This is a genomic window from Mycobacterium simiae (assembly GCF_010727605.1).
Taxonomy (GTDB): domain Bacteria; phylum Actinomycetota; class Actinomycetes; order Mycobacteriales; family Mycobacteriaceae; genus Mycobacterium; species Mycobacterium simiae.
Genome location: NZ_AP022568.1, coordinates 2,610,928 through 2,628,096, shown reverse-complemented (window position 1 = coordinate 2,628,096; position 17,169 = coordinate 2,610,928). Strand labels below are relative to the sequence as shown.

Genomic DNA, 17,169 nt, shown 5'->3' with positions numbered 1-17,169 from the left:
GCAACGTTGGGGCGACCGCCGAAAGGAGACGAACCGTGCCGCTCAATCTGTCCAACCGGGATCAGAATTCGGGGCACCTGTTCTACAACCGGCGACTACGCGCGGCGATCACCCGGTTCTCGGTGCGAATGAAGCACGACGACCGCAAACAGCAAGCGGCGGTGGCGTTGTCGATTGTGCTCGTTCTCATCGGCGTCGGCTGGATGGCGCTGCTGCATGTCATGAAGCCCTCCGGGCTGATCGGGCAGTCGTCGATCATCGGTGATCGCGACACCGGTGCGATCTACGCGATGCTCAACGGGCGGCTCTACCCCGCCCTCAATCTGACCTCGGCACGCTTAGCGGTCGGGAGTGCGGGAAGCCCAACCTGGGTCCGGGCCAGCGAGATCGCGAAATACCCGACCGGCCCGATCATCGGCATTCCGGGCGCGCCGGACAGTCTGCCCGTTACCGCTAGTGCCGAGTCGGCCTGGTCGGTCTGCGACACCGCCGCCACCCGGGGCAGCGGAACCGCGCCGGTGGTCACCGCGATCGCCGGCCAACTCTCCCCGCTCGATCGCTCGCAGCCAATGAGCCCGAAACAGGCGATCCTGACCACCCACAAGGGCGCGACCTATGTGATCTGGCATAACCAACGGTCCCGCATCGACCCCGCGGACCGATCGGTGACCTTCAACCTGGGACTGGACCCCGGCACGACGTACCCGATCGAAATCTCCAACGCGCTGTTCGACGCGATGCCCTCGACCGAACCCCTTGTGCTGCCCACCATCCCCGGACGTGGCACACCCTCGCGGTGGCTGCCCGGCTCGATCGTGGGCAGGGTCCTGGAAACCCGGGACGCCAACGGCACCGTCAACGGGTTCTACGTACTATTGCCGGACGGCGTGCAGAAGATCACCAGCTTCGTCGCCGACCTGCTGCGGACCGCCGATTCCGAAGGCTCAGCGACGCCCACCCTCGTCGCCCCCGACAAGCTGATCCATATCCCGATCGTCGATGTGCTCGACGTCGACTATTACCCGTCGGAAAAGTTGGAATTCGTTGACACCAATGCTAATCCGGTGACATGCGTGGGGTGGGCGAAGCAGAGCGGCGACCCGCAGGCGCGGATCGCGGTCCTGACCGGACACGGGTTACCGGTTCCGATCGGAATGGATCCGCGGGTGGTGCATCTCGTCCGCGACGACCGCGACGCCAATTCCGTTGAGGCGCAACAGGCATTGATATTGCCCGGGGCGGCGAACTTCGTGACGACGACCAGCGGTGTCGCCACGGCGGACAGCCGGGAGAGCTTGTATTGGATTTCACCGCAAGGTGTCCGATATGGAATCCAATCCGACCATGCGACCCTGCAGGCGCTGGGCTTGGACCCCAAGCTTGCCGTGCAAGCACCCTGGCCGATTGTGCGAACCTTCGCGCCCGGGCCGGCGATCGGCCGTGATGCGGCCCTGGTGTCACGCGACGCCGTCACCGGCGGCGGCGCTGTGGCACCCATTCCTGATCTCAACGGCTTGGCAGGCGGGGGGTAGAACAGCGATGTCCAAACGAGGTTTCGTCCGAGGCGCCCGGCAGCCGGCGCCGAACGTTCCGCCGGTGCGGATCGCCGTCGCCGCACCGCTGGCGCTGCCTGAGCGCGAGCCCCGCAACATCTTGTTGATGATCGCGGTCCCGGCGCTTCTCGTCGGCATCATCGGCACCTTGGTGGTGATGTACGCCTCGGGGATTCGGTCTCTGCAGTCGGGGTTCTTCCCAATGATCGGGCTGGTCGGATTCGGCACGCTGATGTTCAGCGGACGCCTCGGGCGGGGCCGCCGGATCAGCTGGGGCGAGCAGGAAAAGCAGCGCCGCAGTTACCTGCGCCAACTCGACGAGGACCGCGACGAAGTTCAGCGTGCCGCTCAGCGCCAGCGGCACAGCCAGTTGTTCGTGCATGGTGATCCGCAACAGCTGGACACCGTCATCGGCGGGCCGCGGATGTGGGAGCGCCGGGCCGCCGACCCCGACTTCCTCGATGTGCGGCTGGGAATCGGGGTCCAGCAAGCCAGCGAATCGGCGGTGTCGCTGCAGTGGCCTGACGTTCCGATCGGCGAAGAACTCGAACCCGTAACAGGCGGCGCACTAAGGGATTTCATCCTTGAACAAAGCAAGATCCGCGGGATCGGCAAGGTGTTGAGCCTGAGGGCGAAGCCCGGATTCAGCTTCATTGGCGACGATCCCGCCGAACTGCACAGCCTGGCCCGATCGATCCTGTGTTCGCTCGCCGTCTACCACAGCCCCAGCGACCTCAAAGTCATGGTGGTCACCCGCCATCCGGAGCTGTGGTCGTGGCTGGTCTGGTTGCCGCACAACCAGCACGACGAGATGTTCGACGCCTGCGGGCTACGCCGGTTGGTGTTCACCTCCCCCACCGAACTCGAAGAAGCGCTCGACGCCGAGCTGCACCGCAAGGGTCGTGGCCCATGGACACCGCCGGTCGGAATGAGCCCGACGTCGATGCCGTCGCCGATCGAATTGAGCACCGGCCCGGCGTTGGGCCCGCATTGGGTGATCGTTGACGACAACGTCGGCACCCCCGAGCAATGGGAGGGCGTCACCGGGCAGAAGGGCATGGCCGGAATCACGGTGCTGCGGTTGGCGACCCGGACAGGGGTAGGCGTCGGATTCACCGACGACACTGAGCGTTTCCAGCTGCGCGAAGGCCGGCTCAGTCACCGCGGCGCGTTCTACGCTGTCGCCGACACACTTGCCGAGAGCACGGCCAACCGCTACGCACGAGCGCTGGCCCGGTGGTCTCCGATGAGCGCCGGGGAGCTCTCCGAGACCGACAGTCAAGGCGGTGAACTGCTGCGCGCGCTGGGTATCGGCGATCCGCGCGAACTGGACGTCGACAGGCTCTGGGGCGAAAGCCGGGGACGTGGCGACCACAAATGGGCGATGGTTCCCGTGGGCGTCAAGCAAGGCGGCGACCTCCAACATATCATCCTGCGCGCCAAGGACTTTGGCGGCTTCGGATTCCACTCGGTGGTGATCGGTACGTCCGGGTCCGGTAAGTCGGAATACTTCCTGTCGCTGTGCACCGGCATCGCGTTGACCCACTCCCCCGAGACATTCATCGTGATTTTCGTCGACATGAAGTTCGAATCGGCGGCCCAGGACCTGCAGGGGTTCCCGCACGTCGCGGGGTCGCTGTCCAACCTGGGCAAGGATGATCGACACCTTGCCGAACGCATGCGCAAAGCCGTTAACGGCGAGATAGCCCGGCGCTACCGGCTTTTCAACGAGGCCGGGGCGCGTGACGCGAATGAGTATGAGGAGATGCGGCTCGCTGGGCGCGATTTGGAACCCGTGCCGATCTTGCTGGTGATCATCGACGAGTACCTCGAACTGTTCATCCACCATCCGGAGTGGATCGACCTGGTCATCCACATCGGTCAGGAAGGCCGCGGCTGCAACGTCTTCTTCACCCTCGGCGGACAGCGACTCGACTTGTCGTCGCTCAGTAAGGTCAAGAGCAACATTGCATTTCGGGTCGCCCTGCGCGCGGAGACAGCGGAGGACTCCCGCGACGTGATCGGCAGCGACGCGGCGTTGCACCTGCCGTCGAAGGAAAACGGTTACGCGCTGCTCAAGGTGGGGCCACGCGACCTCGAGCAGTTCCGATGCTTCTACGTGTCCGCCCCGTTCGTGGTGCCCAAGCGGGTCGTCAACGTGAACAAGACAGTGGACGTCAGCTTTTCCCAACCCCGAGCGCTGACCTGGGCCTACCAGCCGCTCAGCGAGGCCGACAGCCAGGCGCTGGCCGTCGCCGACGAACCCGACGAACCCGACGAGTTCCTGTTCCACGCCGACGGGTTCCGCAAGAAGAAGCTCGTCGACGTCATCCGCGAGTCACTGATCACGCACAGCGCGCGTCCGCCACACCAAATCTGGCTGCCGCCTTTGGAAGACAGCGAGCCCATCGATGCGTTGGTGGCGAGCTGGCGGGGCAAGCCGTGGTACGTCGACTACGGACAGAACCCGGGCCTGGTGTTCCCGGTCGGAGTTGTCGACATACCCGAAGAGCACGCCCAGCGCGTGCACGCCATCGACGCGGAGATGGACAACATCATGGTGGTGGCCACCGCTCAGCGCGGCAAGTCCACCACGCTGATGTCGTTGATCACCTCGGCGGCGCTGATGTACCGGCCGGAGCGGGTCACCTTCTTTTGCATCGGGGCCTCGCTGTACCCGGTCGAAGACCTGCCGCACGTCGCCTCGGTCGTCAGCCAGACCGACAACGAGGGCGTCTCGCGAACCGTCGCCTCGATCGAAGGCTTGATCCTGGCCCGGGAGGCCGCGTTCAAGCAGTACCAAATCGACATCTCCGAATTCCGGGAACGGCGGTTCGGAACCGAGCGGGAAGGGGGCACCGACCCGGCCGACAAGTTCGGTGACGTCTTCCTCGTCGTCGACAACTTCAGCGACCTGTACGACAAGGACGCCGCGATGGGCGACCGGTTAGTGTCCATAGCCCGCCAGGGCTTGTCCTACGGGGTGCACGTCGCCACCACCGCGACCGCGTGGCTGGTCGGGCAGAAACAGGCCCTGGTTAACGTGTCGAATGCGCGTATCCAATTGCGGCTGAGCAATCCGGACGAGACCCAGATGGGCGAGGGCCTGGAGCGACGAAAGGCGGCCCGCAACACGCTGGATCGGCCCGGGTTCGGCGTGACCCGGGAAGGCCATGAGTTGCTCATCGGGGTTCCGGAGATCACCGCCGCCACCGGGGAGCGGATCCCGACGCGTCAGCTCGGCGCTGTCATCGCCGAGGTGACCGGTGTCGGCAGGCTGGAGAAGCTGGCGCGACTGCCGGAACGGATTCAGCTCACCCAGATCATCGAGGTCTTCGCGCAGACCGACGTGGCCGGCGATCCGTTCAACATTCCCTTCGCCATCGGCGAAAGCGCGCTGCAGCCAACGTATTTGCCGAGCCGAACGGTACCGAGCATGTTGGTGTTGGGTCGGCAGTTGTGCGGCAAGACGACGACGCTGGCCGCGTTCGGGCAAGCGGTGATGAGCCGGTTCAGCCCGGAGCAGGCGCAGATCACCATCATCGACCCGAAGACCTCGCTGATCGGAAAGATCCGGGGGCCGCATGTGCGGGCATACGCATACACCGCCGACGACATCGACGCGGTGATCGAGGAGCTCGCCGCGATGATGCGCGACCGGCTACCTCCCTCGGGCCTGAGCCAGGAAGAGTTGCTCAGCCGCAGCACCTGGGCGGGCCCGCACCATTTCCTGCTGATCGACGACGAGCAGGAGCTGCGGCCGCACGGTGCGATCGGCAAGAACGCGGCGAGCGCACCGCTGTGGGGATTGATCGAACGCAGTCGCGAAATCGGTCTGCACGTGATTGCGTCGCGACTACCCGGAAACTGGGCGGGCGTCTCGGTGACCAATCCGTTCCTGCAGAAAATGACGAGTTCGCGGGCCCCCACCCTGTTCATGGACAACGACCCGGCGATGGTGAAAGTGTTCGGCCGGGTGAGCGCCCAGCAACTGCCCCCCGGCCGAGGCTTGCTGGTCACCACCGACGGGGCAATCGAAGGAGTGCTGGTAGGAGCACCGGAATAGGCCGGGCAGGTGGCGGGCCGAGTTTGGCAAAAAAGGTGAATCGACACCCGCGACCGGTCACCATAGAATCGGGCCATTCCGCGTCGATACGCGGACCCAACTTGCCTGGTGGGGAGTCAGTCAAACGGGGGTATTCCCCGTCGGATGAAGCCAGGCTCGAGAAATAGTTGAGAATTACGGAGGGCGAAATGGCTGGGCTGTTCGAAATGGTGCCGGGTGCCGTTGACTTGTCGTCGGTGACCGAGGGCGCGATCAGTGAGGAGATGGCGGCCACCACCGCGGCCGGTTCGGCGGCGCTCACCGGCGTGCTGCCGATGGCACCGGACGCCGATTCCGCCGAATTCGCCGCCGCGCTCAATGCCACGGGCGCCGCGTATCTGGCAACCGCGTCCGAGCACGCCGGGCAGCGGTCCGCTTTCGCCGGCGCCCAGGGCCTCGCGTCGGCCACCAATGTTGCCGCCGACGCGGCGAGTGCCGTCGCGAGCGCGCTCTAACCCCGCCGATGCCCGATCCCAGGTGGACTGGTCCGCCCGAGATCGTCGCGGCGATCTTCGAGGCGGGCAACCCCGCGTCGGTGCTGGCCAACAACGCGGTCTGGGTTACCGAGACCGCGAACAAGGAAGTTGCGACCGGGATGTCGGCGGTCAACACCTTGATGACGGCCGCGCAATGGCAGGGTGTGGGCGCGGTCGCCTCGGTGGTGACCTCGACCGGGCTCAACGCCGGACTGCAAACGTTGGTGGGCTGGACCGCCGAAAAGATCGGCATCACGACGGCCGCCGTCGAAGCCTTCATGATTGCGCGGTCTTCGGTCATCCCGTCACTGATCTCGCAGACCAACAGGGATGAGTGGACGGTGCTGAACGCCACCAACTTCTTCGGGCAGAACACCCCCGGCATCGTCGAGCGGGACACCGAGTACTTCGGTGAGCACTGGCCGCACAATTCCAGCATCGGCTGGACCTACTCCGGCGCGCTGGCCGCCCTCGTCGCCGCGTTGGCCGTACCGCCGCCGGTCGCGCCGATGGGGGCTTCCCCTGCCGCACCGGCGGCCGCGGCGGCGACGGTGGCCCAAGCCGCGGCGCAGAGCGGTATGAACGGCGCCGCACAGGTGTCCGGCCAGGCGACCCAGGGCGCGGGCCAAGCCGCGGCGGCGCCCGCCGAGGGCGGCGGCCAGCTCAGCTCCCTGCTGCAGCAACCGCTGCAGATGATCTCCGGCGTGACCGAACCGCTCCAGCAGGCTGTCAAGGCGCCGATGGATGCGTTGCAGGGCCTGGGCAGCATGCCGCAGGGGTTGCTGTCGTCGATGACGGGCGCGTTCTCGTCGGCCGGCGGTGCCAATGCCTCGGCGGCCGGCGCCGCCGAGCCCATCCTGGCCGGCGCGACCGGGCCGCTTGGCGGCGGCGCGTCGGGAGCCGGCGGCGTCGGCGGCGGCTTCCCGGGCGCCGGTCTGACCAGTTACACCCGACCGACCAGCAGTTTCGAGCCTGAGACGGGTGGTCGCCCGACCAGCCTGCGGGCCGGTGTTCTCAATGCGTCCGAGCTGCGCGGCCCCGCGTCCCCAACGACCACCGGCATGGGCGGCTCGCCCATGCCGATGTCGCCGGCGGGCATGCTGGGCCACGGCAAGGAAGGCCAAGCCAACGACAAGGATGTCGCGAAGGCCCGCGTCGTCGTCGGTGCGGACCCGAACGACCAGCAGGTCTAGCGCCCTATCGTCCCGGCCCGGGTGGACCGGCGAAGGCCTGTGCGATTTCCAGCCAACGCTGCGCGTCCGCCCCTTCCGCGCTGACGTCGAGGGATTGCAGCGGACGGCGTTGGGTGATCAGAAAGCAGAAGTCCTCCGCGGTGCCACTAACTCGCTGGGCCGCGTCCGCCGGACCCCAGCACCAGCTGCCGCCTCCCGGGGCGCGTAGCTCCACCCGAAACGGCTCGGCCGGCGGTGTCAGCTCGTTGATCAGGAACGCGTAATCGCGGGTGCGGACCCCGAGGTGGGCGATCGACTTCAGCCGCGCGGTGGGCGGCCGTCGCACGCCCAGGGCGTCGGCGACGTCCAGCCCGTGTGCCCAGGTCTCCATCAGCCGCGCGGTCGCCATCGACGGCGCACTCATCGGCGGCCCGAACCAGGGCAACTTCCGGCCGTCGGCCACGGTGAGCAGCGCGTCGTGCAGCCACCCGCGGGTGGTCCGCCACTGATGCAGCAGCTCGGCCGGTGGTGTCGCCGCCAGCTCCTCGGCAGCGGCGTCGACAAATCCCAGCGGGTCCCCCGTCGCCGCCGCGAGCACTTCGCCGAACGCCGCTTCGTCGGTCACCGACAGCAGGGCGACCCGGTCCGTCCACCACAAGTGCGCGATCTGATGCGCGATCGTCCAGCCCGGCGCGGGCGTCGGCTCCGCCCACCGGCCGGTGTCCAGTGGCGCGACCAGCGCGTCCAGGTCGTCGCTCTCGGCGCGCAGGTCAGCCACTATCGGCCCGGGGTCCGCCATGATGACCTCCTTTACTCCGCCGGCTTTACCCCCGCCGGCTGACCTCGCCGGCCGACGACCAGGTGCACGACGAGTCCCGCCAAATACAGCGCCGCACCGAACATGACGAACGTCGGCGCCCGGCCGTCGGGTGGGATCAACAAGGCCGCCACCGTGATCGAGATGATGAACGACACCCAAAACAGCGCGTCCTGCACTGCGAACACGTGGCCGCGCAGCGCGTCGTCGACATCGATCTGCATCGCCGAGTCGGCGCACAGCTTGATCATCTGGCCGGTGATGCCGAGGAAGAAGCTGCATGCCACCATGACCGGCAGGATCAATCCCGCCCCCGACACCTCGATCAGCGCGGCCGCGACCAGGGCGCCGTTGGCCGCCGCGTACCTGCCCCAGCGGCGCACCGTCGGCGGTGTCAGCAAGGTGGCCAGGAAGGATCCGAGCCCGGACGCGGCGAAGAACACCAGCGCAATCCCCAGGCCGCCGACCGCCGGGTTTTGCGTGTGGTGAGCCAGCAACAGGATCACCAGCGAGTTGATGCCCACCACCATCCGGTGCGTGGCCAGCGCGGACAGCACCGCCGCCACCGTCGGCGTCGACACCACCGTGCGGGCGCCGTGCACCCATCCGGTAACCACCGCGTAGCCGGCGGACCCGTGGATCGCCCGCCGGCTGTCGTCCGGACCGAGCACTCGGGGCGCGAAGCGCAGAGACAGTAGCAACGCGACCGACACCGGCACGAGGGTCATGAAGATGATGACCGACGCACCCCGGTCGCTCGCGCCGACGAACCAGCGCGGGATGAGCATGAAGTTCGCGCCGAAGAACGCGGCGATGGCGCCCGCCGCGGTGGCCAGCGAGTTCATCGTCACGACCTGATCGCGGGGCACCACGTGCGGCAGCGAGGCCGACAGGCCCGAGGCGACGAATCGCGAAAATCCGTTAGCCAGCAGCGCGCCCAGCAGCAGCGCCATTTCGCCGGCGTGGACCGCAAGAATCGTGCCGATCGCCACGATGACAACCAGCCGGCACACGTTCGCACCGACCAGCACCAGCCGCCGGTCCCAGCGGTCCATCAGTGCACCGGCGAACGGTCCCAACAGCGAATACGGCAAGAACAGCACCGCGAAGGCAAAGGCGATCGACAACGGGTCGGCGGCCCGGTCCGGATTGAACAACAGCGCGCCGGCGACCGTCGCCTGGAAGAGTCCGTCCCCGAACTGGCTCGCCATGCGCACCGCAATGACCCGCCGCAGGTCCGGCAGAGCGCGCACGGACTGCCACAGCTCGGCGGGTGCGCGCGCGGGCATCCGGGTTTGGAACACAGGACCGACTTCCACGAGGGGGCTGGGGCAAGGATCGTCGCACTCGACGTCGCTGCATTAACAGTACAAATCTTTAAGGGTGCGGTTGTTTGTGCCGAACGATGCTACGGGAGTGCGATGATGGACGGATGGCTCAGCCGGAAGATCCCGAAGACTTCATCGCACCCGCTGCCCAGCGGGTGCGTGCGGGTACGTTGCTGCTTGCCAACACCGATCTGCTCGAACCGACGTTCCGGCGCAGCGTCATCTACATCGTCGAGCACAACGACGGCGGCACCCTGGGTGTAGTGCTCAACCGCTCCAGCGAGACCGCGGTCTACAACGTCTTACCGCAGTGGGCGAAGCTGGCCGCCAAGCCCAAGACGATGTTCATCGGCGGGCCGGTGAAGCGCGACGCGGCGCTGTGTCTGGCGGCGTTGCGGATCGGCGCTGACCCGCAGGGGGTGCCGGGGCTGCGGCACGTGGCCGGCCGGATCGTGATGGTCGATCTCGATGCCGACCCGGACGTGATCGCACCGTTGGTCGAGGGTGTGCGAATTTACGCGGGGTATTCGGGCTGGACCATCGGGCAGCTCGAGGGCGAGATCGAACGCGACGACTGGATTGTGTTGTCGGCGTTGCCATCTGACGTCCTTGTCGGAACCAAAGAGGATTTGTGGGGGCAGGTGCTGCGTCGGCAGCCGCTACCGTTGTCGCTACTGGCGACCCACCCGATCGACGTCAGCCGGAATTAACCTCCTCCCCCACCGCCGACTGCTCATCGGCCTTGCGGCCCAGCCTGCTTGCGATCACCGCGCACACCACGAGTTGCACCTGGTGATAGATCATCAGCGGCAACATGGTCAGGCCGACGGTCGCAGCCGGGAAAAACACCAGCGCGATCGGCAGCCCGGAGGCCAGGCTCTTCTTCGATCCGCAGAACAGCAGCACGACCGCATCGCCACGGTCGAGGCGGGTCAGCCGGCCGATCGCCGCGGTGGCGGCCAACACCACCGCCAGCAGCATCAGCGTGACGAGGAAGACCAACACCAGCCGCCACGGATCGACGCTGCTCCACAGACCCTCCACCACGCCCATCGAGAACGCCGCGTACACCACGAGCAGAATCGATGCTCGGTCGACGACTTTGACCACCGCGCCGTAGCGGATGAGCAGCTCCGCGATCCATGGTCGCGCGAGTTGGCCGGCGCCGAACGGCAGCAGCAGCTGGACCACGATGTCGCGGAGCGCGCCGCCGTCCACCCGGATTGCGCCGCCGGTATTCATCAGCAGCACCACCAGCAACGGTGTCAAGACAATGCCGAGCAGGTTCGACAACGACGCGCTGACGATGGCGGCCGACACGTGCCCGCGCGCAATCGACGTGAACGCGACCGACGACTGCAGGGTCGACGGAACCAGGCAGAGAAACAGCACGCCCCGGTACAGGTCAAGGGTCAGGACGGACGGCACCAGTGCCCGCGCGGCCAGCCCCAGCAGCGGAAACAGCACGAACGTGGCGGCCAGCACCAGCAGGTGCAGTCGCCATTGCCGGACGCCGTGCCAGGCCTGCTGCGGGGACAGCCGGAGCCCGTAGAGAAAGAACAACAGCGCGATCGCGACCTCGGCAGCGATCGATGCCGCATGCCCGGCGGCACCCCGGGCGGGCAGGAGGGCGGCGAGCACCACGGTTATCGCGAGACCGATCAGCAGGGGATCCAGCAGCGGAGCCAGTAGCGGTGATAGTCGAGCGCGCATCAGTGGGTTACCGCACGTCGGCGGGTCGGCGGGCCGCGGCTAGCGGCAGGACTGCGCGCAGCCGCCGCACGCGCCGGCACAGCTCGGCGGCGAGGCGGCTTCCCGGCGCAGGGCGAACCGAGCGCTCTGCCAGGATCCGGCGGCCAAGGTGCCCAGCGCCCCGGTGACGCAGACGATCAGCACCACCAACGCGGTGTGCGCAGATGCGGCCAGCGCCACCACACCACCGGCGGCCAGCATTACCGCCACGGCCAGTTGCGTCGGGGCCATCGCCCGCAGCGCCAGTTGCGCGGCGTCCGCTTGAGCGGAGTGGTTGTGAGACAACGACCATGCCCCGAACCCCGCCGAGACCACCGCCGCACACACGCACACCACCCCAGCGATCAACATGGCCTCACAATACGATCCCGACCGTCGGTTCGCGCGCCGGGCTCCACAGCGTCTGTGGCGCCTGGAATCAGGCCCGAATCAGCGGGCGCCGAGATTACTGAAGTTCGGTAGCGGCGGCAGGCCGGGCACCAGGGACAGCAGATTGGGCATTGGCTGCGGGGCCTGGTTGGGTATCGCCGCCGGTGCGGGAAGTCGGGCGGGTGCCCCGACGGGAGCAGCGGGCACCTGCGCCGGAGCCACCGGAGCCGGCGCCGAGACTGGAGCGGTCGCCGGCGCAGGCGCGGCGGTCGCGGGTGTCTGCGCGACAGGGGTGGCCGCTGCTGTCTGCCCGACCGGGGCGGGTGGCTGGGTAACCGGGGCCGCCGGTGCCGGGGCGGCGGCTCCGGGCGCGGTCACGTGGAACCCGTTGATGATGGCGTCGGTGGCCGGGGCGTCACCAACCGCCACCGCGCGGTCGGTCGTCACCGACAGTGACACCAGGTAGTTCTCGTTGCCTGATTTCGCGATGATGTGCCGCCGCGAGGTGTTCAGCGTCATGTCGCCTTCGCGGTAGGTGCCCTCGATCACCGACGACGGGAATCCGTCGAAGTCGGCCATCGAGGCGTTGGTGGACTGCCAGGCCAGCAGCTTCTGGCTATCGACGTAGCCGTGCGAAATCGCTTCCCGGGGATCGAAGGTGCCGACCAGCTTGTACACCACCACCTGCGCGTTCGAGCTGTACACGCTGTTGCCCTGCCGGTCGGCGATCACCGCGAAGGCGTCGGGCACGTTGGGATCGGGCACCGTCGTCCACCGCGGCGGCACCGGCAGCGTGATGTCGAGCGCCTTGAACCCCTGCGGCTTCTGCGGCTCGAGCTTGACCCCCTTGGACTGGAAGTAGTCGCGCAAGGTCCCCGAGGAGGCGGGCGTCACGGTCTGCACCGGTGCGACCGCGGCGGCGTTGGGCGCCGCGGCTGGGGCGGCGTTGGGTGTGACCGCGGGCGCGGTGTTGGGTGTGGCCGGCGCGGAGGCCAGGCTCGGCGGCGCGAACGGATTCGCCGACGGCGGGGTGGGGAAGAACCGGTTGCTGCTGGCGGCGCCGGGGGCGGCCGGGATGTACTGATTCGCCGGCACCGGGACGATGGGGCCCGGCGGTACGGGGGCCACAGGATCGGCCGAAGCCGTACCACCCGCGAATAGGGCGAACCCGACCACACCGGCGGCGAACCCGCCTGCGATAACGCGCCATGGGGCGGCGATCTGAGTCATCTCTGTCGGTCCTTCCGAATGGCTGGGCAACCAGCATCCGTCGTCTAGAGGCCGACTGTAACCAGAGGTCAAAGGCCCTGGACAGGGCCGAAATAGAGCTGGGATGAAGCTCTGACCGGCACGCAATGCAACCTTTATCAACCTGTGGCCGGCGGGGCGGCCGAGCCTGCCCTTATACGCTGTGCACGTGACTCAATCGCCGACCGACTCGTCTAGGAGCGGCCCCGCGGGTGCTCCGACGGAGACTGACGCGCCGCCATTCCGTTACACCGCGGCGCTGGCCGGCCGTATTGAGCAAAGCTGGCAGGACAACTGGGCGCGACTGGGCACCTTCAACGTGCCTAACCCCGTCGGCTCGCTGGCCCCGACCGACGGTTCCCCGATCCCCGACGACAAACTGTTCGTTCAGGACATGTTCCCGTATCCGTCGGGCGACGGGCTGCACGTTGGACATCCGCTGGGTTACATCGCCACCGACGTCTACGCCCGCTATTACCGGATGCGTGGCCGTAACGTGTTGCACGCGCTGGGGTTCGACTCGTTCGGTTTGCCAGCTGAGCAGTACGCCGTCCAGACCGGCACCCATCCGCGCACTCGCACCGAAGCCAACATCGTCAATTTTCGACGACAGCTGGGCCGGCTGGGTTTGGGACATGACAGCCGACGCAGCTTCTCGACCACCGACGTCGACTTCTACAAGTGGACGCAGTGGATTTTCCTACAGATCTACAACGCGTGGTTCGACACCGCGGCCAATAAGGCGCGCCCGATCTCGGAGTTGATCAGGGAATTCGATTCCGGCGCACGGGCTCTGGATGACGGGCGATCGTGGAAAGAGCTGACGGCGGGGGAGCGGGCCGACGTCATCGATAACCACCGGCTGGTCTACCGGGCCGACTCGATGGTCAACTGGTGTCCCGGGCTGGGCACGGTGCTGGCCAACGAAGAGGTCACCTCCGACGGCCGCAGTGACCGCGGCAACTTCCCGGTATTCCGGAAACGGTTGCGGCAGTGGATGATGCGCATCACTGCCTATGCCGACCGACTGCTCGACGACCTCGAGGTGCTGGACTGGCCCGAGAAGATCAAGACCATGCAGCGCAACTGGATCGGTCGCTCCACCGGTGCCGCCGCGCTGTTCTCGGCGACCCTGTCGAGTGGCGAACGCGCCGGCTCCGCCGTCGACATCGAGGTGTTCACCACGCGCCCGGACACCCTGTTTGGCGCCAGCTATCTGGTGCTGGCGCCCGAGCATGACTTGGTCGACGAATTGGTCGCCGAGGCGTGGCCGGACGGCGCCGACCCGCTCTGGACGTACGGTGCCGCCACGCCGGTTGAGGCGGTCGCGGCTTACCGGCGCGCGATCGCGGCGAAGTCCGATCTCGACCGTCAGGAGAACAAGGAGAAGACCGGCGTCTTCCTCGGCAGCTACGCCACCAACCCGGCCAACGGCAAACCAGTACCGATTTTCATCGCCGACTACGTGCTGGTGGGGTATGGCACCGGGGCCATCATGGCGGTGCCCGGTCACGACCAGCGGGACTGGGACTTCGCCACCGCGCTGCACTTGCCGATCGTGGAAGTGATTGCCGGCGGCGATATTTCCGAAGCTGCCTACGCCGGTGACGGTGTGCTGGTGAACTCCGGCTACCTCGACGGCCTCGACGTGGCGACGGCCAAACAAACCATCACCGCACGCCTGGAGTCCGAGGGCCGTGGCTGGGCCCGCATCGAATACCGGTTGCGGGACTGGCTTTTCGCGCGACAGCGCTATTGGGGCGAGCCGTTTCCCATCGTCTACGACAGCGACGGACGCCCACATGCGTTGGACGAGTCGGCGTTGCCGGTCGAGTTGCCCGACGTGGCCGACTATTCGCCGGTGTTGTTCGACCCGGACGACGCCGACAGTGAGCCGTCACCGCCGCTGGCGAAGGCGACCGAGTGGGTGCACGTGGAGCTGGATCTGGGCGACGGCCTGCAACCCTACAGCCGCGACACCAACGTGATGCCGCAGTGGGCCGCCAGCTCCTGGTACGAGCTGCGCTACACCGATCCGCACAACTCGGAACGCTTCTGCGCCAAGGAAAACGAGGCCTACTGGATGGGCCCGCGACCGGCCGAGCACGGCCCACAAGACCCCGGGGGTGTCGATCTGTACGTCGGCGGCGCCGAACACGCGGTGCTGCACCTGCTCTACGCGCGGTTCTGGCACAAGGTTCTCTACGACTTGGGTCACGTCAGTTCCCGCGAACCGTTCCGCCGTTTGGTCAACCAAGGCTACATCCAGGCGTACGCGTACACCGACGCCCGCGGCTCCTACGTTCCCGCCGCCGAGGTGATCGAGCGTGACGGCGGCTTCGTCTACCCGGGACCCGACGGCGAGGTCGAGGTCTTCCAGGAATTCGGCAAAATCGGTAAGAGCCTGAAGAACTCGATCTCCCCCGACGAGATCTGTGACGACTACGGCGCCGACACGCTGCGCGTGTACGAGATGTCCATGGGCCCGCTGGAGGCGTCGCGCCCCTGGGCCACCAAGGATGTCGTCGGCGCGTACCGCTTCCTGCAGCGCGTCTGGCGGCTCGTGATCGACGAGAGCACCGGCGACAGCCGGGTCGTCGACACACATGGGCCGCTCGACACCGATACCCTGCGCGTCCTGCACCGCACCATCGCCGGAGTCACGGAAGACTACGCGGCCCTTCGGAATAACACCGCGACGGCAAAACTGATCGAGTACACCAACCACCTGACCAAAGCGCATCGCGACGCGGTGCCCCGTGCGGCGGTCGAACCGCTGGTGCTGATGCTGGGCCCGCTGGCGCCGCACCTCGCCGAGGAGCTGTGGGCCCGGCTGGGACATGCCACCTCGCTGGCGCACGGACCGTTCCCGCAGGCAGATCCGAGCTACCTCGTCGAGGACACGGTGGAGTACCCGGTGCAGGTCAACGGCAAGGTACGCGGACGCGTGGTGGTGGCGGCCGACGCCGACGAGGAAAGCCTGAAAGCCGCGGCGTTGGCCGACGAAAAGGTGCAGGCGTTTTTGGCCGGCGCCACACCGCGCAAGGTCATCGTGGTTGCCGGCCGGCTGGTCAACCTGGTGGTCTAGCCGCTTGGCGTAGCACAACCTCGTGTAGGTGCCCGTCGCGTGGTGTAGCCACCGCGTGCGCGACTGCGGCGGCGACGGTTTCGGGTCGCAGGAATGCGGCCGCGTCGTACTCGCGGCCCTCGTACGCGATGAGGTCGCGCTGCATGCCGGTGTCGGTGCGACCCGGGAAGATCGTGGTGACCCGCAGGTCCGGCTCGTCGGCGCGCAGCGCATCGGCGAACGCGCGCAGCGCGAACTTGCTGGCTGAGTAGGACGCCATCCCCGACAGCGCCGCCCGCCCCGCCCCGGAGTTGATGAAAACCACCTGGCCGCGGGCGCTCCGCAGGGCCGACAGCAACTGCAGCGTAAGTGCCACCGCCCCAAAGACATTCACCTCGAAGGTAGCTCGCCACTGGCCAATGTCCGACTCCGCGACCCGGGCCGGGATGGAAAGTCCCGCATTGTGCACCAGGACGTCGAGTTCGTCGACCACCTCACACGCCGACTCGATCTCGGCGACATCGGTCAGATCCAGGGGGAAGGTGGTGGCGCCGAGTCGCTGCGCGACGGCGTCGAGCCGTTCGGAGGGTCGACCGGCCAGCAGCAGCGTGTGGGTAGGCGCCAGCGCCGTGGCGATCGCAGAACCGATGCCGCCGCCGGCTCCGGTGATGAGTGCAGTTGGCATGCGGCCAGTTTACGGGCAGCGCCAATGTCCCTGAAAACTACTGTGGAGCAGGTACTTTCACGCGCGCTTGCGCGCGGGGGATTCCCCTCCCGCGGGACCCGACGTCGGTTCGCCGGAGGCCAACCGCTCCAGCGGTGCCAGCGCCGCGGTCAGCGTGTTCAGCTCCTCCTCGGTGAGTTGGCTGAGCATGGCGGCCAGTGCGGCGTGCCGGTTGGCCAGCGACTCGGCGTGCACCGCCCGGCCCCGCGGGGTGATGTCGACCAACACCGCACGTAGGTCGGACGGGTCCCGAGAACGTTTCACCAAACCGATTTTCTCCAGCCGGCGGATCGCCACGGTCGTGGTGGGGGTGCGCACCCGCTCGTGGGCCGCCAGGTCTGTCATCCGGATGGGACCCTGATCGAGCAGGGTGATGAGGATCGACAGCTGCGCCAAAGTCAATTCGCCCGCCACGACACCGCTGGGGTCGCCGCGGCGCAGTATCGAAAACAGTTTGGACAGCGCGCGGTGCAATCCCTCCGCAAGCTCCGTCACTTCGGCAGTGGTGGCTTCGCTGTCCGCCATAAGTCGGCAGTCTAACCCGATATGGGCAGGGTA

General features: G+C 67.3%; 13 protein-coding genes. 6 read left to right on the top strand and 7 right to left on the bottom strand.

Features of this window, described 5'->3' with window-relative positions; all coding sequences use genetic code 11:
• The first annotated feature begins 35 nt into the window (after positions 1 to 35).
• From eccB to G6N33_RS12165, 4 genes are all read left to right on the top strand, one after another.
• Positions 36 to 1,532, top strand: coding sequence for a type VII secretion protein EccB (gene eccB / locus G6N33_RS12180; RefSeq protein ID WP_044509125.1), 1,497 nt, complete (start codon positions 36 to 38; stop codon positions 1,530 to 1,532).
• 7 nt (positions 1,533 to 1,539) lie between these two features.
• A complete protein-coding gene (locus tag G6N33_RS12175) occupies positions 1,540 to 5,619 on the top strand; it encodes a type VII secretion protein EccC (protein WP_044509126.1) in 4,080 nt (1,359 codons plus the stop codon).
• Positions 5,620 to 5,807: 188 nt separating this feature from the next.
• Positions 5,808 to 6,113, top strand: coding sequence for a PE family protein (locus tag G6N33_RS12170; RefSeq protein ID WP_231382519.1), 306 nt, complete (start codon positions 5,808 to 5,810; stop codon positions 6,111 to 6,113).
• 8 nt (positions 6,114 to 6,121) lie between these two features.
• On the top strand, positions 6,122 to 7,327 hold the full coding sequence (locus G6N33_RS12165) for a PPE domain-containing protein (RefSeq protein ID WP_101528345.1): 1,206 nt from the start codon (positions 6,122 to 6,124) through the stop codon (positions 7,325 to 7,327).
• 4 nt (positions 7,328 to 7,331) lie between these two features.
• Here the strand turns inward: G6N33_RS12165 and G6N33_RS12160 are convergent, their stop codons facing one another.
• Together G6N33_RS12160 and G6N33_RS12155 are read right to left on the bottom strand one after the other, a co-directional pair.
• Positions 7,332 to 8,105: a TIGR03084 family metal-binding protein gene (locus G6N33_RS12160; protein WP_044509127.1), complete on the bottom strand. Its 774-nt coding sequence runs from the start codon at positions 8,103 to 8,105 to the stop codon at positions 7,332 to 7,334.
• Positions 8,106 to 8,116: 11 nt separating this feature from the next.
• A complete protein-coding gene (locus G6N33_RS12155; protein WP_044512594.1) occupies positions 8,117 to 9,412 on the bottom strand; it encodes an MFS transporter in 1,296 nt (431 codons plus the stop codon).
• Positions 9,413 to 9,555: 143 nt separating this feature from the next.
• Between G6N33_RS12155 and G6N33_RS12150 the strand changes: the two genes are divergently transcribed.
• A complete protein-coding gene (locus G6N33_RS12150) occupies positions 9,556 to 10,161 on the top strand; it encodes a YqgE/AlgH family protein (protein ID WP_044509128.1) in 606 nt (201 codons plus the stop codon).
• Here G6N33_RS12150 and G6N33_RS12145 read toward each other — a convergent pair.
• The 3 genes from G6N33_RS12145 to G6N33_RS12135 all read right to left on the bottom strand — a co-directional run bounded on the left by G6N33_RS12145 (position 10,148) and on the right by G6N33_RS12135 (position 12,802).
• Positions 10,148 to 11,164, bottom strand: coding sequence for a bile acid:sodium symporter family protein (locus G6N33_RS12145; protein ID WP_044509129.1), 1,017 nt, complete (start codon positions 11,162 to 11,164; stop codon positions 10,148 to 10,150). The genes G6N33_RS12150 and G6N33_RS12145 overlap by 14 nt on opposite strands.
• A 39-nt stretch (positions 11,165 to 11,203) precedes the next feature.
• Entirely contained in the window at positions 11,204 to 11,554 is a 351-nt protein-coding gene (locus tag G6N33_RS12140) for a hypothetical protein (protein ID WP_044509130.1), read from the bottom strand.
• A gap of 78 nt (positions 11,555 to 11,632) precedes the next feature.
• Positions 11,633 to 12,802, bottom strand: a complete 1,170-nt coding sequence (locus G6N33_RS12135; protein ID WP_101528346.1) for an LpqN/LpqT family lipoprotein — start codon at positions 12,800 to 12,802, stop codon at positions 11,633 to 11,635.
• A gap of 187 nt (positions 12,803 to 12,989) precedes the next feature.
• Here G6N33_RS12135 and leuS point away from each other — a divergent pair, with 187 nt between their 5' ends.
• On the top strand, positions 12,990 to 15,908 hold the full coding sequence (leuS, locus tag G6N33_RS12130; RefSeq protein ID WP_101528358.1) for a leucine--tRNA ligase: 2,919 nt from the start codon (positions 12,990 to 12,992) through the stop codon (positions 15,906 to 15,908).
• Here the strand turns inward: leuS and G6N33_RS12125 are convergent.
• Positions 15,892 to 16,572: an SDR family oxidoreductase gene (locus tag G6N33_RS12125; protein ID WP_044509132.1), complete on the bottom strand. Its 681-nt coding sequence runs from the start codon at positions 16,570 to 16,572 to the stop codon at positions 15,892 to 15,894. The genes leuS and G6N33_RS12125 overlap by 17 nt on opposite strands.
• A gap of 57 nt (positions 16,573 to 16,629) precedes the next feature.
• Complete coding sequence (locus tag G6N33_RS12120) at positions 16,630 to 17,136, bottom strand: MarR family winged helix-turn-helix transcriptional regulator (protein ID WP_044509133.1); 507 nt, start codon at positions 17,134 to 17,136, stop codon at positions 16,630 to 16,632.
• Positions 17,137 to 17,169 lie beyond the last annotated feature (33 nt).

Coding starts and splice junctions, on each gene's coding strand:
- G6N33_RS12175 (WP_044509126.1), top strand. CDS start 1,540: ATGTCCAAACGAGGTTTCGTCCGAGGCGCCCGGCAGCCGGCGCCGAAC.
- G6N33_RS12170 (WP_231382519.1), top strand. CDS start 5,808: ATGGCTGGGCTGTTCGAAATGGTGCCGGGTGCCGTTGACTTGTCGTCG.
- G6N33_RS12165 (WP_101528345.1), top strand. CDS start 6,122: ATGCCCGATCCCAGGTGGACTGGTCCGCCCGAGATCGTCGCGGCGATC.
- G6N33_RS12160 (WP_044509127.1), bottom strand. CDS start 8,105: ATGGCGGACCCCGGGCCGATAGTGGCTGACCTGCGCGCCGAGAGCGAC.
- G6N33_RS12155 (WP_044512594.1), bottom strand. CDS start 9,412: ATGCCCGCGCGCGCACCCGCCGAGCTGTGGCAGTCCGTGCGCGCTCTG.
- G6N33_RS12150 (WP_044509128.1), top strand. CDS start 9,556: ATGGCTCAGCCGGAAGATCCCGAAGACTTCATCGCACCCGCTGCCCAG.
- G6N33_RS12145 (WP_044509129.1), bottom strand. CDS start 11,164: ATGCGCGCTCGACTATCACCGCTACTGGCTCCGCTGCTGGATCCCCTG.
- G6N33_RS12140 (WP_044509130.1), bottom strand. CDS start 11,554: ATGTTGATCGCTGGGGTGGTGTGCGTGTGTGCGGCGGTGGTCTCGGCG.
- G6N33_RS12135 (WP_101528346.1), bottom strand. CDS start 12,802: ATGACTCAGATCGCCGCCCCATGGCGCGTTATCGCAGGCGGGTTCGCC.
- G6N33_RS12125 (WP_044509132.1), bottom strand. CDS start 16,572: ATGCCAACTGCACTCATCACCGGAGCCGGCGGCGGCATCGGTTCTGCG.
- G6N33_RS12120 (WP_044509133.1), bottom strand. CDS start 17,136: ATGGCGGACAGCGAAGCCACCACTGCCGAAGTGACGGAGCTTGCGGAG.